Source organism: Microbacterium radiodurans (assembly GCF_008710705.1).
Taxonomy (GTDB): Bacteria; Actinomycetota; Actinomycetes; order Actinomycetales; family Microbacteriaceae; genus Microbacterium; species Microbacterium radiodurans.
The window spans coordinates 253,071-269,914 of record NZ_VYRZ01000002.1; the positions used below are offsets into that span (position 1 = coordinate 253,071).

Here is a 16,844-nt window from a genome sequence, read left to right on the forward strand (position 1 = left end):
CCGCTGTCGTCGTCGGCCCGGTGCCGGACCCGCTGGTGCCGATGGTGGGAGTCGAACCCACACGTCCGAAGACAACCGAGTTTGAGTCGGTCGCGTCTGCCATTCCGCCACATCGGCGCACGTGGGAACGAGCCTACCGCGCCGTCGGCCGCCTCCGAGCGCTGCCCGGGAGGCCGATACCGTAGGATCGAACGGTGACAGAGCAAGAAGCCGCCCCCGCCGCCTCCGCACCCGCGCCCCGTCGCGTGGTCGTCGCCGAGGACGAGTCGCTGATCCGTCTCGACATCGTCGAGATCCTGCGCGACAACGGTTACGACGTGGTCGGCGAGGCGGGCGACGGCGAGACCGCCGTTCAGCTCGCGACCGACCTGCGTCCCGACCTCGTGATCATGGACGTGAAGATGCCCATCCTCGACGGCATCTCCGCGGCCGAGCGCCTCGGCAAGGCGCACATCGCGCCGGTCGTGCTCCTCACGGCCTTCAGCCAGAAGGAGCTCGTCGAGCGGGCGACCGAGGCCGGCGCCCTCGCGTACGTCGTCAAGCCCTTCACCCCGAACGACCTGCTGCCCGCGATCGAGATCGCGCTGGCCCGCTACGAGCAGATCATCACTCTCGAGGCCGAGGTCGCCGACATGGTCGAGCGCTTCGAGACCCGCAAGCTGGTCGATCGCGCGAAGGGCCTCCTCAACGAGAAGATGGGTCTGAGCGAGCCCGAGGCGTTCCGCTGGATCCAGAAGGCGTCGATGGACCGCCGCCTCACGATGCAGGACGTCGCGAAGGCCATCATCGAGCAGCTCGCCCCCAAGAAGTAGTCCGCTCCGCGAGACGTCTCTTTCGCGCCGAGAGCCCGGGTTCTACCCGCGGTCTCGGCGCGAAAGTGCTTTCTCGCGCGGGGGAGCCGGTTCAGGATGCGGCGGGTGCGTCCTTGATCATGTTGGTGATCCGGATCGTCGAGCACCGGCGGCCCTGCTCGTCCGTCACGACGATCTCGTGAACCGTCATCGAGCGGCCGAGGTGGAGCGGGATGCAGGTTCCCGTCACGATGCCGGACGTCGCCGACCGTGTGTGCGTGGCGTTGATGTCGACACCGACCGCGAGGCGGCCCGGACCGGCGTGCATGTTGGCAGCCATGGAACCGAGCGATTCACCGAGTACGACGTACGCACCGCCGTGGAGGAGGCCGACCGGCTGGGTATTCCCCTCGACGGGCATCGTCGCGACGCACCGCTCGGCGGCGAACTCGACGAACTCGATCCCCATCCGCTCGGCGAGGGCTCCCTTGCCCCGACCCTGAGCCCAGGCGAGCCCGTCCCCGGCGTCGTCGCGTGCGGTGTCGATGTCGGTCATCTCCGGGTCGATCGTCTCAGGCATGCTCCACCCTCAGTCGCAGCGGGTCGTCGTGTCCGCCGCGCTCGTTAGGCTGGTCGGGTGACGGACTCCTCGAAGCCTACCCTCCTGGTCGTCGACGGCCATTCGCTGGCCTACCGGGCCTTCTTCGCCCTCCCGGTGGACAACTTCACGACGAAGGACGGGCAGCACACGAACGGCATCTACGGCTTCCTGTCGATGTTCGTCAACCTCATCAAGGCCGAGAAGCCGACCCACCTCGCGGTGGCCTTCGACACGTCCCGTCAGTCGTTCCGCACGCGCGAATACAGCGAGTACAAGGCCAACCGGTCCGAGTCGCCCGCGGAGTTCAAGGGTCAGATCCCCCTCCTGCAGGAGTGTCTGGCCGCGATGAACGTGACCGTCCTCACCAAGGAGGACGTCGAGGCCGACGACATCCTCGCGACCCTGGCGACGCAGGGCGCGGCGGACGGCTTCGACGTCCTGGTCTGCTCGGGCGATCGCGACACGATCCAGCTGGTCACCGACGACGTCACCCTGCTCTATCCGAGCGTTCAGGGGGTCTCGCAGCTGAAGCGCTACACCCCCGACGCCGTCGTGGAGAAGTACGGTCTGCCGCCCGAGAACTACCCCGACATCGCCGCCCTGGTCGGTGAGACCAGCGACAACCTGCCCGGTGTCCCGAAAGTGGGGGAGAAGACGGCGGTGAAGTGGCTGACGCAGTGGGGCACGCTCGACGCGCTCCTCGAGAACGCCGACAAGATCGGCGGAGTCGTCGGCGGAAATCTCCGCGACCACCTCGACGATGTCCGGCGCAACCGCACGCTGAACCGGTTGCTCCGCGACGTCGAGCTCCCGGTCGCGCCGGCTGACCTCGCCGTCGGGCCGATCGACGCCGAGGCGGTTCGCGACATCTTCGCGCGCCTCGAGTTCCGCACGCTCCTCCCGCGGGTGTTCGAGGCAGCGGGCGCCGATCCGGCGATGGCCGTCGAGACGGCGGCTCCGGCCGTTCCCGCCCCCACCGCCGGCGAGCCCGACGCCGCCGGGCTGGCCGAGTGGGCGACGGCGCAGACCGGCGAGGTCGGCGTGAGCGTCATCGTCGCCGGCGGGTTCCCGCAGCGGATCGGGCTCGCCTCCGCCGATGCCGCGGTCGAGTCGACGTGGGACGACGACGTGGCGGCGGCGCTGCGCGATTGGCTCGAGTCCGACGCGCCGAAGGTTCTGAACGACGCGAAGCAGCAGGTGAAGGCGCTGCGTCGCGCCGGCATCCGTCTCGGTGGCCTCGTGTTCGACCCGCTCCTCGCGGGGTGGCTCCTCCGGCCGAGCTTCCCGGACAAGTCGCTCGCGGACCTCGTCCACCGCTACCTCGACGAGAAGCTCCCCGAGTCCGATCCGGCGCAGCTCGTGCCCGAGACCGAGGGCGCGACGCCCGGACAGCTGTCGTGGTTCGTGCTGCGCGTGGCCGACGCGCTGCGCGGCGAGCTGCCGGCATCCGTCGCGCGCGTTCTCACCGAGATCGAGCTCCCCACCCTCGGAACGCTCGCAGACATGGAACTCGCCGGCGTCTCCGTGTCGCACGAGAAGCTCTCGACGTTCTCGGCCGAGCTCGGCGCCCGCTCCGACGACATCGCCCAGCGCGCGTTCGCGACGATCGATCGCGAGGTGAACCTCGGGTCGCCGAAGCAGCTGCAGGAGGTGCTGTTCGAGCAGCTACAGCTGCCGAAGACCCGCAAGACGAAGACGGGGTACTCGACGGATGCGGCGGTGCTCGCCGACCTCCAGGAGTCGAACCCCCATCCATTCCTCGAACTGCTGCTGCAGCATCGCGAGGCGACGAAGCTCCGTCAGATCATCGAATCACTCGACACGGCCATCGCGGCCGACGACCGGATCCACACGACGTACGTGCAGACCGGAAGCCAGACCGGCCGGCTCTCGAGCACGGACCCGAACCTCCAGAACATCCCGATCCGCAACGAGGAGAGCCGCCGGATCCGCGCCGCGTTCGAGGTGGGTGAGGGATTCGAGACGCTCCTGACCGCCGACTACTCGCAGATCGAGATGCGCATCATGGCGCATCTGTCCGAAGACCCCGGCCTCATCGAGGCGTTCGTCTCCGGCGAGGACCTCCACCGGTTCGTCGGCGCACGAGTCTTCGGTGTGGACCCGGAAGAGGTCACACCGGCGATGCGCACGAAGGTGAAGGCCATGTCGTACGGCCTCGTCTACGGCCTCTCGGCGTTCGGGCTCTCCAAGCAGCTGCGCATCGAGCAGTCCGAGGCGAAGCAGCTCATGCTCGAGTACTTCGCGCGCTTCGGCTCCGTCCGCGACTACCTGCGCTCGAGCGTCGAGCAGGCCCGCATCGACGGCTTCACCGAGACGATCTTCGGGCGCCGTCGGCCGTTCCCCGACCTCGCGAGCCCCAACCGCGTCCTCCGCGAGAACGCCGAGCGGGCTGCGCTGAACGCTCCGATCCAGGGCAGCGCAGCCGACATCATGAAGATCGCCCTCGTCAACATCCACGAGGAGTTCCGCGCCCAGGGGCTGCGATCCCGGGTGCTGCTCCAGATCCACGACGAACTCGTCGTCGAGGTGTCGACGGGGGAGTGGGATGCCGCAGAGCGGATCGTCCGCGACCGGATGGGAGACGCCGCCGATCTGACCGTCCCGCTCGAGGTTCAGATCGGCCGAGGCGGCGACTGGGACGTGGCGGGACACTGAAGACCGGCCATCCGCAGGACGGAGTCCGCCGCGAGTAGGCTCGAAAGATGACCGAATCCCAGCGCACCCCCACGCCGATCGACACGATCGCGGACGCGTGGGTCGACACCGTGGCCGAGCTCTCGCCCGGCTTGGCGACCTACATCGGCCGGTTCGAGCACAACGGACGTCTCGACGACCTCTCGCCCGCGGGCGCCGAGCGGACGGTGGCCGCCGCGCGCGACACCCTCACGCGGCTCGAAGCCGCCCAGCCGATCGACGACGTCGACCGCGTGACCCAGGCCGACCTCGCGGGAGACCTGAGGCTGCAGATCGAGCTGCACGAAGCCGGAGCGCACCTGCGCGACGTGAACGTGATCGCCTCGCCGGCTCAGGACATCCGCAGCACCTTCGATCTCATGCCCACCGACACCGTCGAGGACTGGTCGGTCATCTCCACGCGTCTGGCCGCCGTGCCGGGAGCGCTGGCCGGCTACATCCAGACGCTGCGACAGGGCATCGCCGAGGGCACCGTCCCCGCGCGACGTCAGGTCGCCGAGGTCGCCACGCAGATCGGTCGCTACACCGCGGACGCCGGCTTCTTCGCCGTTTTCGCCGGCGACGCGGCTCCGTCGGAAGGCGCACTCCCGGCATCGCTCGCGCGAGAGCTCGCCGACAACGCCAACGCGGCGCGGGTCGCCTACGACGACCTGGCGGGCTTCTTCACGAGCGAGCTCCTGCCCGCCGCCGGCGACACCGACGCCGTCGGACGAGAGCTCTACGCGCTGCACTCCCGACGGTTCCTCGGCGCGACGATCGACCTCGACGAGACCTACGAGTGGGGCCTCGAGGAGCTCGCCCGCATGGTCGCCGAGCAGGAATCCGTCGCGAACGAGATCCTGCCCGGCTCATCGGTCGAAGAGGCCGTGGCCTTCCTCGAGCAGGACGCCTCCCGCAAGCTCCACGGCACCGAAGCGCTGCAGCGCTGGATGCAGGAGACCAGCGACCGGGCCGTCGCCGAGCTCGGCCGGAGCCACTTCGACATCCCCGAGCCCATCCGCACGCTCGAGTGCATGATCGCCCCCACCAATGAGGGCGGGATCTACTACACCGGTCCGACCGACGACTTCTCGCGCCCCGGGCGGATGTGGTGGTCGGTGCCCGAGGGCGTCGACTCCTTCGACACGTGGCGCGAGCTCACGACCGTGTACCACGAGGGGGTCCCGGGCCATCACCTGCAGATCGCGCAGTCGGTCTACAACCGTGCGGAGCTCAACTCGTGGCGCCGACTCCTCGCCGGCTCGAGCGGACACGCCGAAGGCTGGGCGCTCTACGCCGAACGACTCATGGAGCAGCTCGGCTACCTGGACGACCCGGCCGATCGTCTCGGCATGCTCGACGGGCAGCGCATGCGCGCAGCGCGCGTCGTACTCGACATCGGCGTGCACCTGGGCAAGGTCCGGCCGGACGGCGAGGGCGCGTGGGACGCCGAGTACGCCCTCGCCTTCATGCAGCGCAACGTCAACATGCCCGACGAATTCGTCCGCTTCGAAGTGAACCGCTACCTCGGCTGGCCCGGGCAGGCGCCGTCCTACAAGGTCGGCCAGCGCATCTGGGAGCAGATCCGCGACGAGTACGCCGCGCGGCAGGGGAGCGCCTTCGACATCAAGGCCTTCCACATGACGGCGCTCCGCCTGGGCGGCGTCGGCCTCGACACGCTCCGGATGGCACTGACGCAGGACTGACGGTCGCATATTCGCAGTCCACGACGGACCGCGACGGGGGGTCGGGAATACTGTTCCCGACCCCCCGTTGTATGCACGTGAATGAAAGGTGCGATCATGACCGCGACCCCCGTCGAACTGGGCCTCGATACGTTCGGAGACGTCACCCGTGGCGCAACGGGCGAGCTCCTCAGCGATGCCGAGACCATCCGGAACGTCGTCGACCAGGCGGTCATCGCCGACGAGGTGGGCCTGGCCTTCTTCGGGGTGGGCGAGCACCACCGGCGGGAGTTCGCCGTGTCGAGCCCCGAGATCGTGCTGGCCGCCGCGGCATCCCGGACGAGCAACATCCACCTCGGCACCGCCGTCACCGTTCTCTCGAGCGATGACCCGGTGCGGCTCTACGAGCGCTTCGCGACGCTGGATGCGGTCTCCGGCGGTCGCGCCGAGGTCATCCTCGGTCGTGGATCGTTCACCGAGTCCTTTCCGCTCTTCGGGTTCGATCTCGCCGACTACGAGGAGCTGTTCGAGGAGCGTCTCGATCTGTTCGGGATGCTGCGTTCCGAGCAGCCGGTGACCTGGCAGGGGCGGACGCGACCGGCTCTCAGCGGTGCGGATGTCTTTCCCAAGACCGAGAACGGCCTCCGGACCTGGATCGGGGTCGGCGGGTCTCCCGAGTCGGTCGTGCGCACGGCGCACCACGGCTACGGGCTCCTCCTCGCGATCATCGGGGGAGCGGCCGCCCGGTTCCGGCCCTATGTCGACCTCTTCCACCGCACACGCGCGGCGATGGGCGCCGAGCTGCTTCCGGTGGGCGTCCACTCGCCCGGTCATGTCGCGGACAGCGACGAGCAGGCGTGGGAGGAGCTCTATTCCGCGATGAAGGCGAACCGCGACGCCATCGGGGCCGAGCGCGGCTGGCCGCCGTACTCCCGTCTGCAGTTCCAGCACGATCTGGGGCCCGAGGGGTCCGTCTACGCCGGATCTCCGGAGACCGTCGCGAAGAAGGTGGCGGCGACGGTGCGCACCCTCGGCCTCGACCGTTTCGACCTGAAGTTCTCGAACGGCACGCTCGCCCACGAGAAGATGCTGCGCTCGATCGAGCTCTACGGCACACGCGTGGCACCCCTCGTTTACGACATGCTCGCCGACGACTGACGGGCGCGTCGGGCGCCCTTGGCACGCCGGGCGGCGCCGGATCAATAGGCTGGTGCGATGACCGATACCGCGACCCCCACGGTGGGGCGCCGACTCGACGACCTGCCCTTCGGCCGACGCCATCTCAAGGTCCTCACCGGCTCGGGGCTCGGCTGGGCACTCGACGCGATGGACGTCGGGCTCATCTCCTTCGTCATCACCGCGCTCATCGCGGAGTGGTCGCTCGACACCACGCAGGCGTCCTGGATCGCATCCGCCGGCTTCGCCGGGATGGCTGTGGGGGCGAGCGTCGGAGGACTGCTCGCCGACCGCTTCGGCCGACGCTCGATCTTCGCGGTCACGCTCCTGATCTACGGTGTGGCGACCGGCGCGAGCGCCCTCGTGGGCGGACTCGCGGTCCTGCTCGTTCTCCGCTTCCTCGTGGGGCTCGGCCTCGGTGCCGAGCTGCCGGTGGCGAGCACCTACGTGAGCGAGTTCGCGCCGGCGCGCATCCGCGGTCGCGTCATCGTGATCCTCGAAGCTTTCTGGGCCGTCGGATGGACGGCCGCGGCGCTCATCGGGTACTTCGTCATCCCGAACGTCGACGGCGGGTGGCGCTGGGCTCTCGTCATCGGAGCAATCCCCGCCGTGTACGCGATCGTCGTCCGCTGGGGACTTCCGGAGTCCGCGCGCTGGCTCGAACGCCAGGGACGGCGCGACGAAGCGGATGCGGTCGTCCGCTCGTTCGAGGCGGACTCCGGCGCGGCGAGCTCCGCACCCCCGGTCCACGACGCGCATCCCGACGAGGCGTCGGCGAGTCGCCCCGCTCCCGCGGCGGTCTCCACCGGTGATCGCCTGCGCTCGCTGTGGTCGGGGGAGTTCCGCGTGCGGACGGCCTGTCTGTGGCTCGTCTGGTTCTGCGTGAACTTCTCCTACTACGGTGCCTTCATCTGGATCCCGACCATCCTGTACTCGCAGGGATACGACCTCGTCCGCTCGTTCGGCTTCACGCTGATCATCACGCTCGCGCAGCTTCCCGGGTACGCCGTCGCCGCGTGGCTGATCGAGGTGTGGGGACGTCGTGCGACCCTGTCGGTGTTCCTGGTCGGGTCGGCCGGCGCCGCCGTCGTGTTCGGCACGGCGACGACCGAACCCGTGATCATCGCTTCGGGCATGGCGCTGTCGTTCTTCAACCTCGGCGCCTGGGGCGCACTGTACGCCGTGACCCCCGAGATGTATCCGACGTCGCTGCGCGGCACCGGGGCCGGGTGGGCGGCGGGTGCCGGACGCATCGCGTCGATCCTCGCACCGCTCAGCGTGCCGCCGCTGCTGGCAGTCGGTGGCGCCCCCCTCCTCTTCGTGGTGTTCGCGGTGTTCTTCGCCGGCGCGGCTCTGGGCGCGTGGGGACTCGTCGACCGGAAGGGAATGCAGCTCGATGAACGCTGACACGCCGGCATCCGGCATCCGCTACGTCGCGATCGGCGATTCGTTCACGGAGGGCGTCGGCGACGAGCTCCCGGACGGTGTCGTGCGAGGCTGGGCGGACCTCGTCGCGGCCGGATGGGCGGACTCGCTCGGTCGGCCGATCGAATACGCCAACCTCGCCATCCGCGGCAAGCTCGTTCGCCCCATCGTCGACGAGCAGCTGGAGGCGGCGCTCGCGCTCGAACCCACCCACCTGTCGTTCAACGGCGGTGGGAACGACATGCTGCGACCCCGCACGTCGATCCGCGACATCACCGATGCCTTCGAGCAGGTCGCCGCGCGGTGCGCCGAGTCCGGCGTGCAGCTGATCCTGCTGTCGGGGGCGAACCCGTCGGCACAGCTTCCGCTCGGCGGGCTCATCGGACGTCGCGGCGACGAGCTCTCTGCCGCGGTCCTCGAGCTCCTCGGCGATCGCGCAGGGGTCATCACCGCCCTCAACTGGCCCGACCGGGCGCTGACGCATCCCTCGTTCTGGTCCGCTGATCGGCTTCACATGAACGCGCGCGGCCACCACCGGGTCGCGGCACGGGTTCTGACCGCTCTGGAGGAGCAGGCGCCCGACGCGTGGTGGTCGCTGCCGGTCGCCGAAGCGGCGCCGGTGCTCGCCCGTGGCGAGTACTTCCGTGAGCACCTCGCTCCCTGGGTTCGTCGGCGTCTGACGGGCACGTCTTCGGGCGACGGCCGCCGGCCGAAGTTCGGAACCTGGGTCGAGGTCGCACCGACCACCTGAGAGATTCCCGGCGCTCTGTCAAGCGGATGCGGGGACGCTCGCGGCCCCGCGATGATCGGTCCGTCCGACCAGAGAAGGAGTCGCCATGAGCATTGGTGCAGGAATCGTCCTCTTCGTCATCGGCGCGATCCTCGCGTTCGCCGTCAACGTCGAGGTCGAATACGTGAATCTCGACCTCATCGGTTACATCCTGATGGGGGCCGGCGCTGTCGTCTTCGTGCTGGGCCTCGTGTTCATGGCGCGCCGCCGCCAGACCGACAGCGTCAGCCGCACCGCCGTCGATCCGGCCACCGGGCAGCGCGTGACGCGCAACAGCACGTCCACCTCCGGCGACCCGATGGTGTGACCGGCGTTCGCCATGCGGCGGCCGCGGGACCTCAGCGCCGGGGCCGCCGCGGCGGATCCATGCCGATCCGGATGCGGGTCTTCTTCCGTTCGATCGCGATGAACTTCCCGCCCAGCACCCATAGGGGAACCTGGGTGAGGAAGGCCAGTCGGAACGCGTCGAGTGTGTAGGTGGCGGGCGTTCCGGCGTTCTGCAGGTCCAGTGCCACGCCGATCGCGAAGACGGCGATGAGCGCCGCGAGGAAGCCGCCCGCGTTCGTCACGCCGGTCGCGGTGCTCAGCCGGTGCGACGGATTGTGCGTCCGTGCGTGATCGAACGCGATCATGGATGCCGGCCCGCCGGTCGCGAGCGCTGCCATGAGCACAAGGAGCAGCCAGAGGGGCGCAGGCCCCGGCCAGACGACGACCGCGAGCCACGCCGACGCCTGTGCGGCGACCGCCGGCAGCACCAGCGCCTTCGACCGCAGATGCGGCACGCGCCGCGACAGGTCGCCGATGATGGGGCCGAGCACCATTCCGGCACCGATGTAGAGCGTCGTGATGAGAGTGGCCTCGGCCTGACTGCGTCCTTCACCCGCGGTGAGGAACGGGATGCCCCACAGCAGGATGAATGCGGTTCCCGCGAACGGCGTCGTGAAGTGCGACCAGAAGGCGAGCCGCGTTCCCGGGTGCGCCCAGGCCGCACGGATGCCGACGCCGGTGTCGATGCTCGACGTGACGACGCGGATGGCGCCGGTGTCGGTGTTGACCGACACGTCGGACGCGACTTCGGGCGGGTGGTTGCGGATGATCAGGAAGACCAGAACGCCGAACAGCACGCAGAGGCCGGCGACGCTCCCGAAGGTGATCGTCCACGTCGTCGCGTGGAGGAGCGCCGAGAGGGGGATGACGGCGGCGAGCTGCCCGGCTTGACCGAGGATGCCGGTGAGTTGGACCATGACCGGCCCGCGCTGAGCGGGGAACCAGGTCGCGACGAGGCGGAGCACGGCGGGGAAGATGGCGGCGTCGCCGGCGCCGAGCAGCATCCGCGCGAGGATCGCGACGCCGACACTGGGTGAGAGGGCCATGGTCACCTGCCCCGCGGCCATGAGCACCATCCCGATGGTCATGATGGGTCGAGACCCGTAACGGTCGAGCAGGACTCCGACCGGCAGCTGCATCCCTCCGTAGACCGCGAGCTGCACGACCGCGAACATCGAGAGCGTGGCGGCATCCGCCTGGAATCGCTCCGCCGCGTCCACGCCGACGGCGGCCAGCGAGGTGCGGTTGGTGACCGAGAGGACGTAGGCGGCGACGCCCGTTCCCCAGATCAGCCATGCGCGCAGCCCGGGGGAGTCGGTTCGCGCCACGGACGTCACCCGACAACGCTACTGCCGTCGGCCGAGGTGGAGCATCTGAGATGATGCACGGATGAGCATCTCGGTGACGCCGGCATGAGCGCCCTCTCGAGTTTCGCCGTGGACGCGGAGCGCATCGCGACGGCGGTCATGAGACGGCCCGCTCCCCAGGATCCGACCGTCTTCGACCGCCTCGAGGAGGAGCTGCCCCGCCTTCACGCGCTCTTCGCGCAGCTGTACGGCGACCGCTCCGATGCCGCGGAGGCGCTCGAGGGACTCGTGCGTCTCGCGCTCGACGCGAACGACGCCCGCAGCGTGGATCTCCGCGCGCTCGACGCCCGGCGGAACGCCGATCCGGAATGGTTCCAGGACCCGGCGATGGTCGGCGGCGTCTGCTACGTCGACCGCTATGCCGGGGGCCTGGAGGGCGTGCGCGCGTCCATTCCGTACTTCCGGGAGCTCGGCCTCACCTACCTGCACCTCATGCCGCTCTTCCGCAGCCCCGAGGGGAACAACTACGGCGGCTACGCGGTGTCGGACTACCGCGAGATCGATCCCGCGCTCGGCACCATGGCCGATCTGCGCGCCCTCGCCGAGGAGCTTCGCTCGAACGGCATCTCGCTCGTCCTGGACTTCATTTTCAACCACACCTCCGACGAGCACTCCTGGGCTCGACGAGCCGTCGCCGGGGAGCGGGGCTACGAGGATTTCTACCTGATCTTCCCCGATCGCGAGATGCCCGACGCGTACGAGCGCACCACGCGCGAGATCTTCCCCGACGATCACCCGGGCTCGTTCGTCCAGCTCGAGGACGGGCGCTGGATCTGGGCGACGTTCTACCGCTTCCAGTGGGACCTCAACTACGCCAACCCGGCCGTCTTCGCCGCGATGGCGGGGGAGATGCTGTTCCTGGCGAATCAGGGCGTCGAGATCCTCCGCATGGACGCCGTCGCCTTCATCTGGAAGCGGCTCGGCACGCCCTGCGAGTCGCTTCCCGAGGCGCACCTGCTGCTCCAGGCGTTCAACGCGGTCCTCCGCATCGCCGCGCCGGCCGTGGTCTTCAAGTCCGAGGCGATCGTGCACCCCGACGAGGTCATGGACTACATCTCGCCGGGGGAGTGCCGGCTGTCCTACAACCCTCTGCAGATGGCGCTGACCTGGGAGGCTCTCGCCACCCGCGACGCGCGCCTCCTGCAGAAGGCCCTGGACGAACGGCACGCCTTGCCCGCCGGGACCGCCTGGGTCAACTACGTCCGCAGCCACGACGACATCGGCTGGACCTTCGCCGACGAGGATGCCGCTGAACTCGGGATCGTCGGCGGCCCGCACCGCGCGTTCCTGAACCGGTTCTACGTGGGGCGATTCGACGGCTCGTTCTCACGGGGAGTCCCGTTCCAGGAGAACCCGCGCACCGGCGACGCCCGCATCGCGGGCACCACCGCGTCGCTCGCCGGCGTCGAGGCCGGGGACGGCGGCGGCGAGGATCGCGTCGTGCTCGCTCACGCGCTCGCGATGTCGACCGGCGGCATCCCGCTGCTCTACCTCGGAGACGAGGTCGGGCAGCTCAACGACTACTCGTATCTCGACGATCCCGATCGGAGCACGGACAGTCGCTGGGTGCATCGGCCGGTTCGGCCGTCCGCGGCATACGCAGCGCGCCGCGACGAGGGCACCGCGGCCGGGCGCATCTACGGCAGGCTCTCCCACCTTCTTCGCGTGAGGCGTGACACCCCGGAGTTCGGAGGCAACGAGCTCGTGCCGTTCCACGCTCCGCATCCGTCGGTCGTCGGATTCACGCGACCGGCGGGTGACGGGGAAGCCGTCCTCGTCCTCGGGAACGTTGGCGACCACGAGGTCGGCATCCCCGTGGAGACCTTCGGAGCGTGGGAGACGTCCGCGTGGGATCTCGTCTCGGGTCGCCGCCGCGACCTGGACGGTGGTCTGACCATTCCGGCTCACGGATTCGCCTGGCTGCGAGTCCGCGCGCGGAGCTAGCGCCGGGCACACGACGTCGAGGACGTCGGACGCTCAGGCGAGGGTGAACCGGCCGGCGCCGAACGGCAGGACGGGCGCGCGGTAGATGACGCGTCCGGTCGTCGCAGGCGCGAGCGTCGTGACGGCCTCGCCGAACCGCCAACCGCGGGCGAAGAGGAAGACCCGCAGCTCGACGGGTTCGGTCGCCGACACCCGCCACGTACCCGAACCCCACTGCGTCGGCTGTCCGTTGCCGCCGATCACGAGTGTCGGCCGAACGCCGGCCCACAGTGCGAGGCGGGGACGACGGAGGATCAACTCGATCCTTCTGTGATCATCGGGCATGCTCGAGCGTATCGCGACGTCGGGCGCGAGAGAGCGGCTCAGCGCCCAACCTGACATAATGTGCATTATCGGCGCACCCGGAACCACCGGGCGTCAGACGCGTACGCCACCGGACGATCGGCGTCCTAGGCTCGATGACGTGCAGGTGCTCACGGGATTCGTCGTCGTCGGAGTGGCGATCGTCCTGGGGTACGTCATCGGACGCATCGATCTGCTGGGCCCGCACGGACGACCCGTTCTGGCGCGGCTGATCTTCTTCGTCCTGTCGCCGTTCCTCATGTTCGTCGTGCTCTCGCAGGCCGACGTCTCGACGCTGTTCTCGGCGCTGCTGCCGGTCTCGGCTCTCGCGGCGGCGGCCGCGTTCCTCGTGTACGCCGCCATCGCCCGTCTCGTCTGGAGACGCTCCGTCGGCGCGACGCTGATCGGGATGCTGTCGGCCGGTCAGGTGAACTCGAACAACATCGGCATCCCGCTGTCGCTGTATCTGCTGGGCTCAGCGGCGCTGTCGGCTCCCGTCATCCTCCTGCAGCTCGTCGTGTTCACGCCCATCACGATGGCGATCCTCGAGGCGGTCACCACGGGGCAGCGACGCCCGCTGCCGATCCTGCGGCGGACGTTCACCAACCCGATCGTCATCGCGAGCATCAGCGGCGTCCTGGTATCGGTCAGCGGGCTGACCCTTCCGCCGATCGTGCTCGATCCACTGACCCTCGTGGCCGATGCCACCGTGCCGGTCCTGCTCATCTCCTACGGCATGTCGCTGCACGGTCAGCGCGTGCTCTCGACAACGGGCCACCGGCGCGACGTCCTCCTCGCGAGCGCGCTCAAACTGCTCGTCATGCCCGTCGTCGCCTGGGCGATCGCCCGCTTCGGCTTCGCCCTCTCCCCCGCGGAGGTGCTCGCGGTCACGGTGCTCGCGGCGCTGCCGACCGCGCAGAACGTCTTCAACTTCGCGCAACGGTACGAGATCGGCGAAACCGTCGCGCGCGACACCGTCTTCGTCACCACGGTCGGATGCGTCCCCGTGCTTCTCGCCGTGACGGTCGTTCTCGGCTGAACCCCGAGATGGCTGGCGGCATCCGAGCGTCTCCACTAGCTTTGAGCCGACTCGGACTCCGTCGCCGAGATCGCCCTGACAGAGAGGACGCCGATCATGGTCACCACCAGCGACTCCACCGGCCGCACGATCGCACGCTCGTTCCGAATCGCCTTCATCATCGGCGGCATCCTCTCCGTCGTCCTCGGTCTTCTGATCCTCATCTGGCCGGGCCGCACGGCTCAGGTGCTGACGGGGATCATCGCGGCCTACACGATCATCGCGGGCCTCGTGTATGCCGCTGTCGGCATCGCATCGGGTTCGAAGCGGGGCTGGTCGCGAGCCGGCCACGTCGCGCTCGGGGTGTTCTTCGTCGTCGTCGGGGTCGTCGCCTTCGCGAATCTCGCGGCTTTCACGATCTCGTTCGCGCTTTTCCTGGGCGCGCTCGTCGGCATCCTGTGGATCGTCGAGGGCGCCGTCTCGCTGTCGACGATCGGTCACGCGCGCAACCGAGGGTGGACGATCGCCTTCGCGATCCTGTCGCTGATCGCCGGCGTCATGCTGCTGTTCTCGCCGCTGTGGGGCGCCATCGTGCTGTGGTGGCTGCTCGGCATCTCCGCCGTCGCCCTGGGAATCGCGAACATCGTTCGCGGCCTGTCGATGCGCGAGGGTTGATCCGCGGTCGGCTCCCGGGACGCCGGCTCACACCGGGAGGAAGCGTCCCCACCAGTCGAGGATGGCCTCGAACCGCTCCACCCGATGCCGCGGACGGCCCGACCGCGTGAGTTCGTGGTCCTCTCCCGGGAAGATGAGCATCTCCGCATCGGTCCCCTGCCGCTTGAGGGCCGTGTAGTAGCGGGTCGCCTGCTCGAGCGGGCACCGGAAGTCGAGTTCGGAGTGCATGACGAGCGTCGGCGTCCGCACCCTGTCGACGACGGCGAACGGGCTCTGCGCGATCATCGCAGCGGGGTCGGTGCCGACGTACTCGTCGCCGAAGAACGATCCTATGTCGCTCGTTCCCCGGAACGATGCCGGGTCGAGGAACCCGCGCTCGACGATGGCCGCGGCGAACCGGTGCTCGTGCGCGATCGTCCAGGCCGTCAGATACCCGCCGTACGAGCCGCCCATGATGCCGACGCGCGCGGCGTCGAGTCGTCCATCGCTCGCCAGAGCTCCGTCGAGGAAGTCGAGGACATCGGCCAGGTCGAGCGTTCCCATCGCCTGTCGGATGCTGCGTCCGTGCGCGCGGCCGTAGCCGGCGCTCCCGCGCGGATTGCAGTAGACGACCGCGTAGCCGGCGTCGACGAGCACCTGCGTCTCTTCGAACAGGTGCACGCCGTATGACGCGTACGGCCCGCCATGGATCTGCAGCAGCACGGGGAACGGCCCGTCACCCGTGGGCGTCGCCACCCAGCCGTGGACCGGATAGCCGTCACGTCCGGGGATCTCGATCTCCCGCGGGAGGACGATCCCGGTGGATGCCGCCGCGTCGCCGAACGCGGTCGGCATGCGGGCCTCGGCGCCGTCCGCACTGAGCACGAGGATCTCGCCGGCCGAACGGGCGGTGGCGACGGAGCAGACGATCCTCTCCCCCGCGGCGTCCGCGGCATGGCCGGTGACCTCGAGCCCACCGCGCAGACGCGTCGCACCGCCGGAGCGGTCGACGCGGAGCAGGTGGAGCTCGCCGCGGGTGCGGTTCTGGACGAGGAAGTCGTCGCCGATCGGGGTGATGTGGGACCCGACCTCACCGAGGTCGATGGTCTCGGGGTCCGTCAGCCGACGCGGTCCGGAGGGCTCGAGAAGCCAGAGCGCGACGCCCGGCGCGACGAAATCGACGCCCGTCGGCCCGGGGTCGGACGCGAGGATCGCCACGACTCCGTCGGGGCCGACCGCGACGTCCGAGATCGACAGCTGAGCGGGCAGGAGCTCCCGCTCCCCCGACCCGTCGACGGCAACGGCGATGAGCGGGGTGCGCAGGTCACGGGCGTCGACTTCGATGTCGTCGGTCGTCGTCAACACCTCCGCACCGTTTGCGCTGAAGACCACGCCGTCGTACGAACGCGCGCCGTCTGTCAGCTGGCGCGCCGCAGCGGGAACGATCCGGCGCGCTCCATCGGGAGCGCCGGGTGCGGGAGCGGGTGCGTAGAAGGGCTCGGAGTCCGTCTCGACGGTGTCGACGACGAACACCTGCGCCGGGCGATCGCCGATGTACCCGATGCCGTTCGCGTGCCAGCGCACGCCCGTGATGCGACGGGGCGGCTCCGCCTCGGCCGAGATCCCGGGGACGCTGCCGTAGCGGCCGGCTTCCGGGATCCGTGCGGTGAACGCCAGGGAGGTCCCGGCCGGCGACCAGGCGAATGACCCCACGCCGAGCGGCGCGTCGGTCATCTGGATCGGCTCGGAACCCGTCAGCGCGACCAGGTGCAGCTGCGGCTTGCCGTTCTCGTCGGCGCGGAGGAACGCAACGGTGCCGCCGTCGGGCGACACGCGCGGCGCGGTGTCGGACGTGCCCCGGGTCAGGCGGCGAGGTGCGCCGCGATCGAGGTCGACCCGCCACAGCTGCCCGACGTAGCGATCGGCGCCGAGGTCCGGGCGAGTGGCGGCGAAGATCGCGACCGACCCGTCGGGCGTCACACTCGGACGACCGATCGTCGTGAGGGCCTCGATCTGCTCGGGGCGCACGA

14 protein-coding genes and 1 tRNA gene are annotated in these 16,844 nt (G+C 69.6%); 10 read left to right on the plus strand and 5 right to left on the minus strand.

Annotated elements, in window-relative coordinates; genetic code table 11:
- Positions 1–33 precede the first annotated feature (33 nt).
- Positions 34–117, minus strand: a tRNA-Leu gene (locus F6B42_RS06955).
- Positions 118–194: 77 nt separating this feature from the next.
- Here F6B42_RS06955 and F6B42_RS06960 point away from each other — a divergent pair.
- Positions 195–812 (plus strand): ANTAR domain-containing response regulator, encoded by a 618-nt coding sequence (locus tag F6B42_RS06960; RefSeq protein WP_150418907.1) that lies wholly within the window; start codon positions 195–197, stop codon positions 810–812.
- A gap of 91 nt (positions 813–903) precedes the next feature.
- Here the strand turns inward: F6B42_RS06960 and F6B42_RS06965 are convergent, their stop codons facing one another.
- Complete coding sequence (locus tag F6B42_RS06965; protein ID WP_150419549.1) at positions 904–1,347, minus strand: hotdog fold thioesterase; 444 nt, start codon at positions 1,345–1,347, stop codon at positions 904–906.
- Positions 1,348–1,428: 81 nt separating this feature from the next.
- Between F6B42_RS06965 and polA the strand changes: the two genes are divergently transcribed.
- From polA to F6B42_RS06995, 6 genes are all read left to right on the plus strand, one after another.
- On the plus strand, positions 1,429–4,068 hold the full coding sequence (gene polA / locus F6B42_RS06970; RefSeq protein ID WP_150418908.1) for a DNA polymerase I: 2,640 nt from the start codon (positions 1,429–1,431) through the stop codon (positions 4,066–4,068).
- Positions 4,069–4,115: 47 nt separating this feature from the next.
- Positions 4,116–5,792, plus strand: a complete 1,677-nt coding sequence (locus F6B42_RS06975) for a DUF885 domain-containing protein (protein ID WP_150418909.1) — start codon at positions 4,116–4,118, stop codon at positions 5,790–5,792.
- Between the two features lie 96 nt (positions 5,793–5,888).
- Positions 5,889–6,929 (plus strand): LLM class flavin-dependent oxidoreductase, encoded by a 1,041-nt coding sequence (locus tag F6B42_RS06980; RefSeq protein ID WP_150418910.1) that lies wholly within the window; start codon positions 5,889–5,891, stop codon positions 6,927–6,929.
- 57 nt (positions 6,930–6,986) lie between these two features.
- Positions 6,987–8,354 (plus strand): MFS transporter, encoded by a 1,368-nt coding sequence (locus F6B42_RS06985; RefSeq protein WP_150418911.1) that lies wholly within the window; start codon positions 6,987–6,989, stop codon positions 8,352–8,354.
- Positions 8,344–9,123, plus strand: coding sequence for an SGNH/GDSL hydrolase family protein (locus F6B42_RS06990; protein ID WP_150418912.1), 780 nt, complete (start codon positions 8,344–8,346; stop codon positions 9,121–9,123). Before F6B42_RS06985 ends, F6B42_RS06990 begins: the two co-directional genes overlap by 11 nt.
- An 85-nt stretch (positions 9,124–9,208) precedes the next feature.
- Positions 9,209–9,469, plus strand: a complete 261-nt coding sequence (locus tag F6B42_RS06995) for a DUF6458 family protein (RefSeq protein ID WP_150418913.1) — start codon at positions 9,209–9,211, stop codon at positions 9,467–9,469.
- 31 nt (positions 9,470–9,500) lie between these two features.
- Here the strand turns inward: F6B42_RS06995 and F6B42_RS07000 are convergent, their stop codons facing one another.
- Positions 9,501–10,826, minus strand: coding sequence for an MFS transporter (locus F6B42_RS07000; RefSeq protein WP_150418914.1), 1,326 nt, complete (start codon positions 10,824–10,826; stop codon positions 9,501–9,503).
- A 75-nt stretch (positions 10,827–10,901) separates the two neighbouring features.
- Here F6B42_RS07000 and F6B42_RS07005 point away from each other — a divergent pair, with 75 nt between their 5' ends.
- Positions 10,902–12,800: an alpha-amylase family protein gene (locus tag F6B42_RS07005; RefSeq protein ID WP_150418915.1), complete on the plus strand. Its 1,899-nt coding sequence runs from the start codon at positions 10,902–10,904 to the stop codon at positions 12,798–12,800.
- Positions 12,801–12,833: 33 nt separating this feature from the next.
- Here F6B42_RS07005 and F6B42_RS07010 read toward each other — a convergent pair whose 3' ends face one another.
- Positions 12,834–13,124 (minus strand): hypothetical protein, encoded by a 291-nt coding sequence (locus F6B42_RS07010; protein WP_150418916.1) that lies wholly within the window; start codon positions 13,122–13,124, stop codon positions 12,834–12,836.
- Between the two features lie 139 nt (positions 13,125–13,263).
- Between F6B42_RS07010 and F6B42_RS07015 the strand changes: the two genes are divergently transcribed.
- Complete coding sequence (locus F6B42_RS07015; protein WP_223878395.1) at positions 13,264–14,181, plus strand: AEC family transporter; 918 nt, start codon at positions 13,264–13,266, stop codon at positions 14,179–14,181.
- A 96-nt stretch (positions 14,182–14,277) separates the two neighbouring features.
- On the plus strand, positions 14,278–14,835 hold the full coding sequence (locus tag F6B42_RS07020) for an HdeD family acid-resistance protein (protein ID WP_150418918.1): 558 nt from the start codon (positions 14,278–14,280) through the stop codon (positions 14,833–14,835).
- Positions 14,836–14,862: 27 nt separating this feature from the next.
- Here F6B42_RS07020 and F6B42_RS07025 read toward each other — a convergent pair whose 3' ends face one another.
- Positions 14,863–16,842: a S9 family peptidase gene (locus tag F6B42_RS07025; RefSeq protein ID WP_150418919.1), complete on the minus strand. Its 1,980-nt coding sequence runs from the start codon at positions 16,840–16,842 to the stop codon at positions 14,863–14,865.
- Positions 16,843–16,844 lie beyond the last annotated feature (2 nt).

What these genes read in the sequence shown, in the direction of transcription:
- F6B42_RS06980 (WP_150418910.1), top strand. Translation starts at nt 5,889, where the DNA reads ATGACCGCGACCCCCGTCGAACTGGGCCTCGATACGTTCGGAGACGTC.
- F6B42_RS07010 (WP_150418916.1), bottom strand. Translation starts at nt 13,124, where the DNA reads ATGCCCGATGATCACAGAAGGATCGAGTTGATCCTCCGTCGTCCCCGC.
- F6B42_RS07020 (WP_150418918.1), top strand. Translation starts at nt 14,278, where the DNA reads ATGGTCACCACCAGCGACTCCACCGGCCGCACGATCGCACGCTCGTTC.
- F6B42_RS06975 (WP_150418909.1), top strand. Translation starts at nt 4,116, where the DNA reads ATGACCGAATCCCAGCGCACCCCCACGCCGATCGACACGATCGCGGAC.
- F6B42_RS06990 (WP_150418912.1), top strand. Translation starts at nt 8,344, where the DNA reads ATGAACGCTGACACGCCGGCATCCGGCATCCGCTACGTCGCGATCGGC.
- F6B42_RS07005 (WP_150418915.1), top strand. Translation starts at nt 10,902, where the DNA reads ATGAGCGCCCTCTCGAGTTTCGCCGTGGACGCGGAGCGCATCGCGACG.
- F6B42_RS06965 (WP_150419549.1), bottom strand. Translation starts at nt 1,347, where the DNA reads ATGACCGACATCGACACCGCACGCGACGACGCCGGGGACGGGCTCGCC.
- F6B42_RS06995 (WP_150418913.1), top strand. Translation starts at nt 9,209, where the DNA reads ATGAGCATTGGTGCAGGAATCGTCCTCTTCGTCATCGGCGCGATCCTC.
- F6B42_RS06985 (WP_150418911.1), top strand. Translation starts at nt 6,987, where the DNA reads ATGACCGATACCGCGACCCCCACGGTGGGGCGCCGACTCGACGACCTG.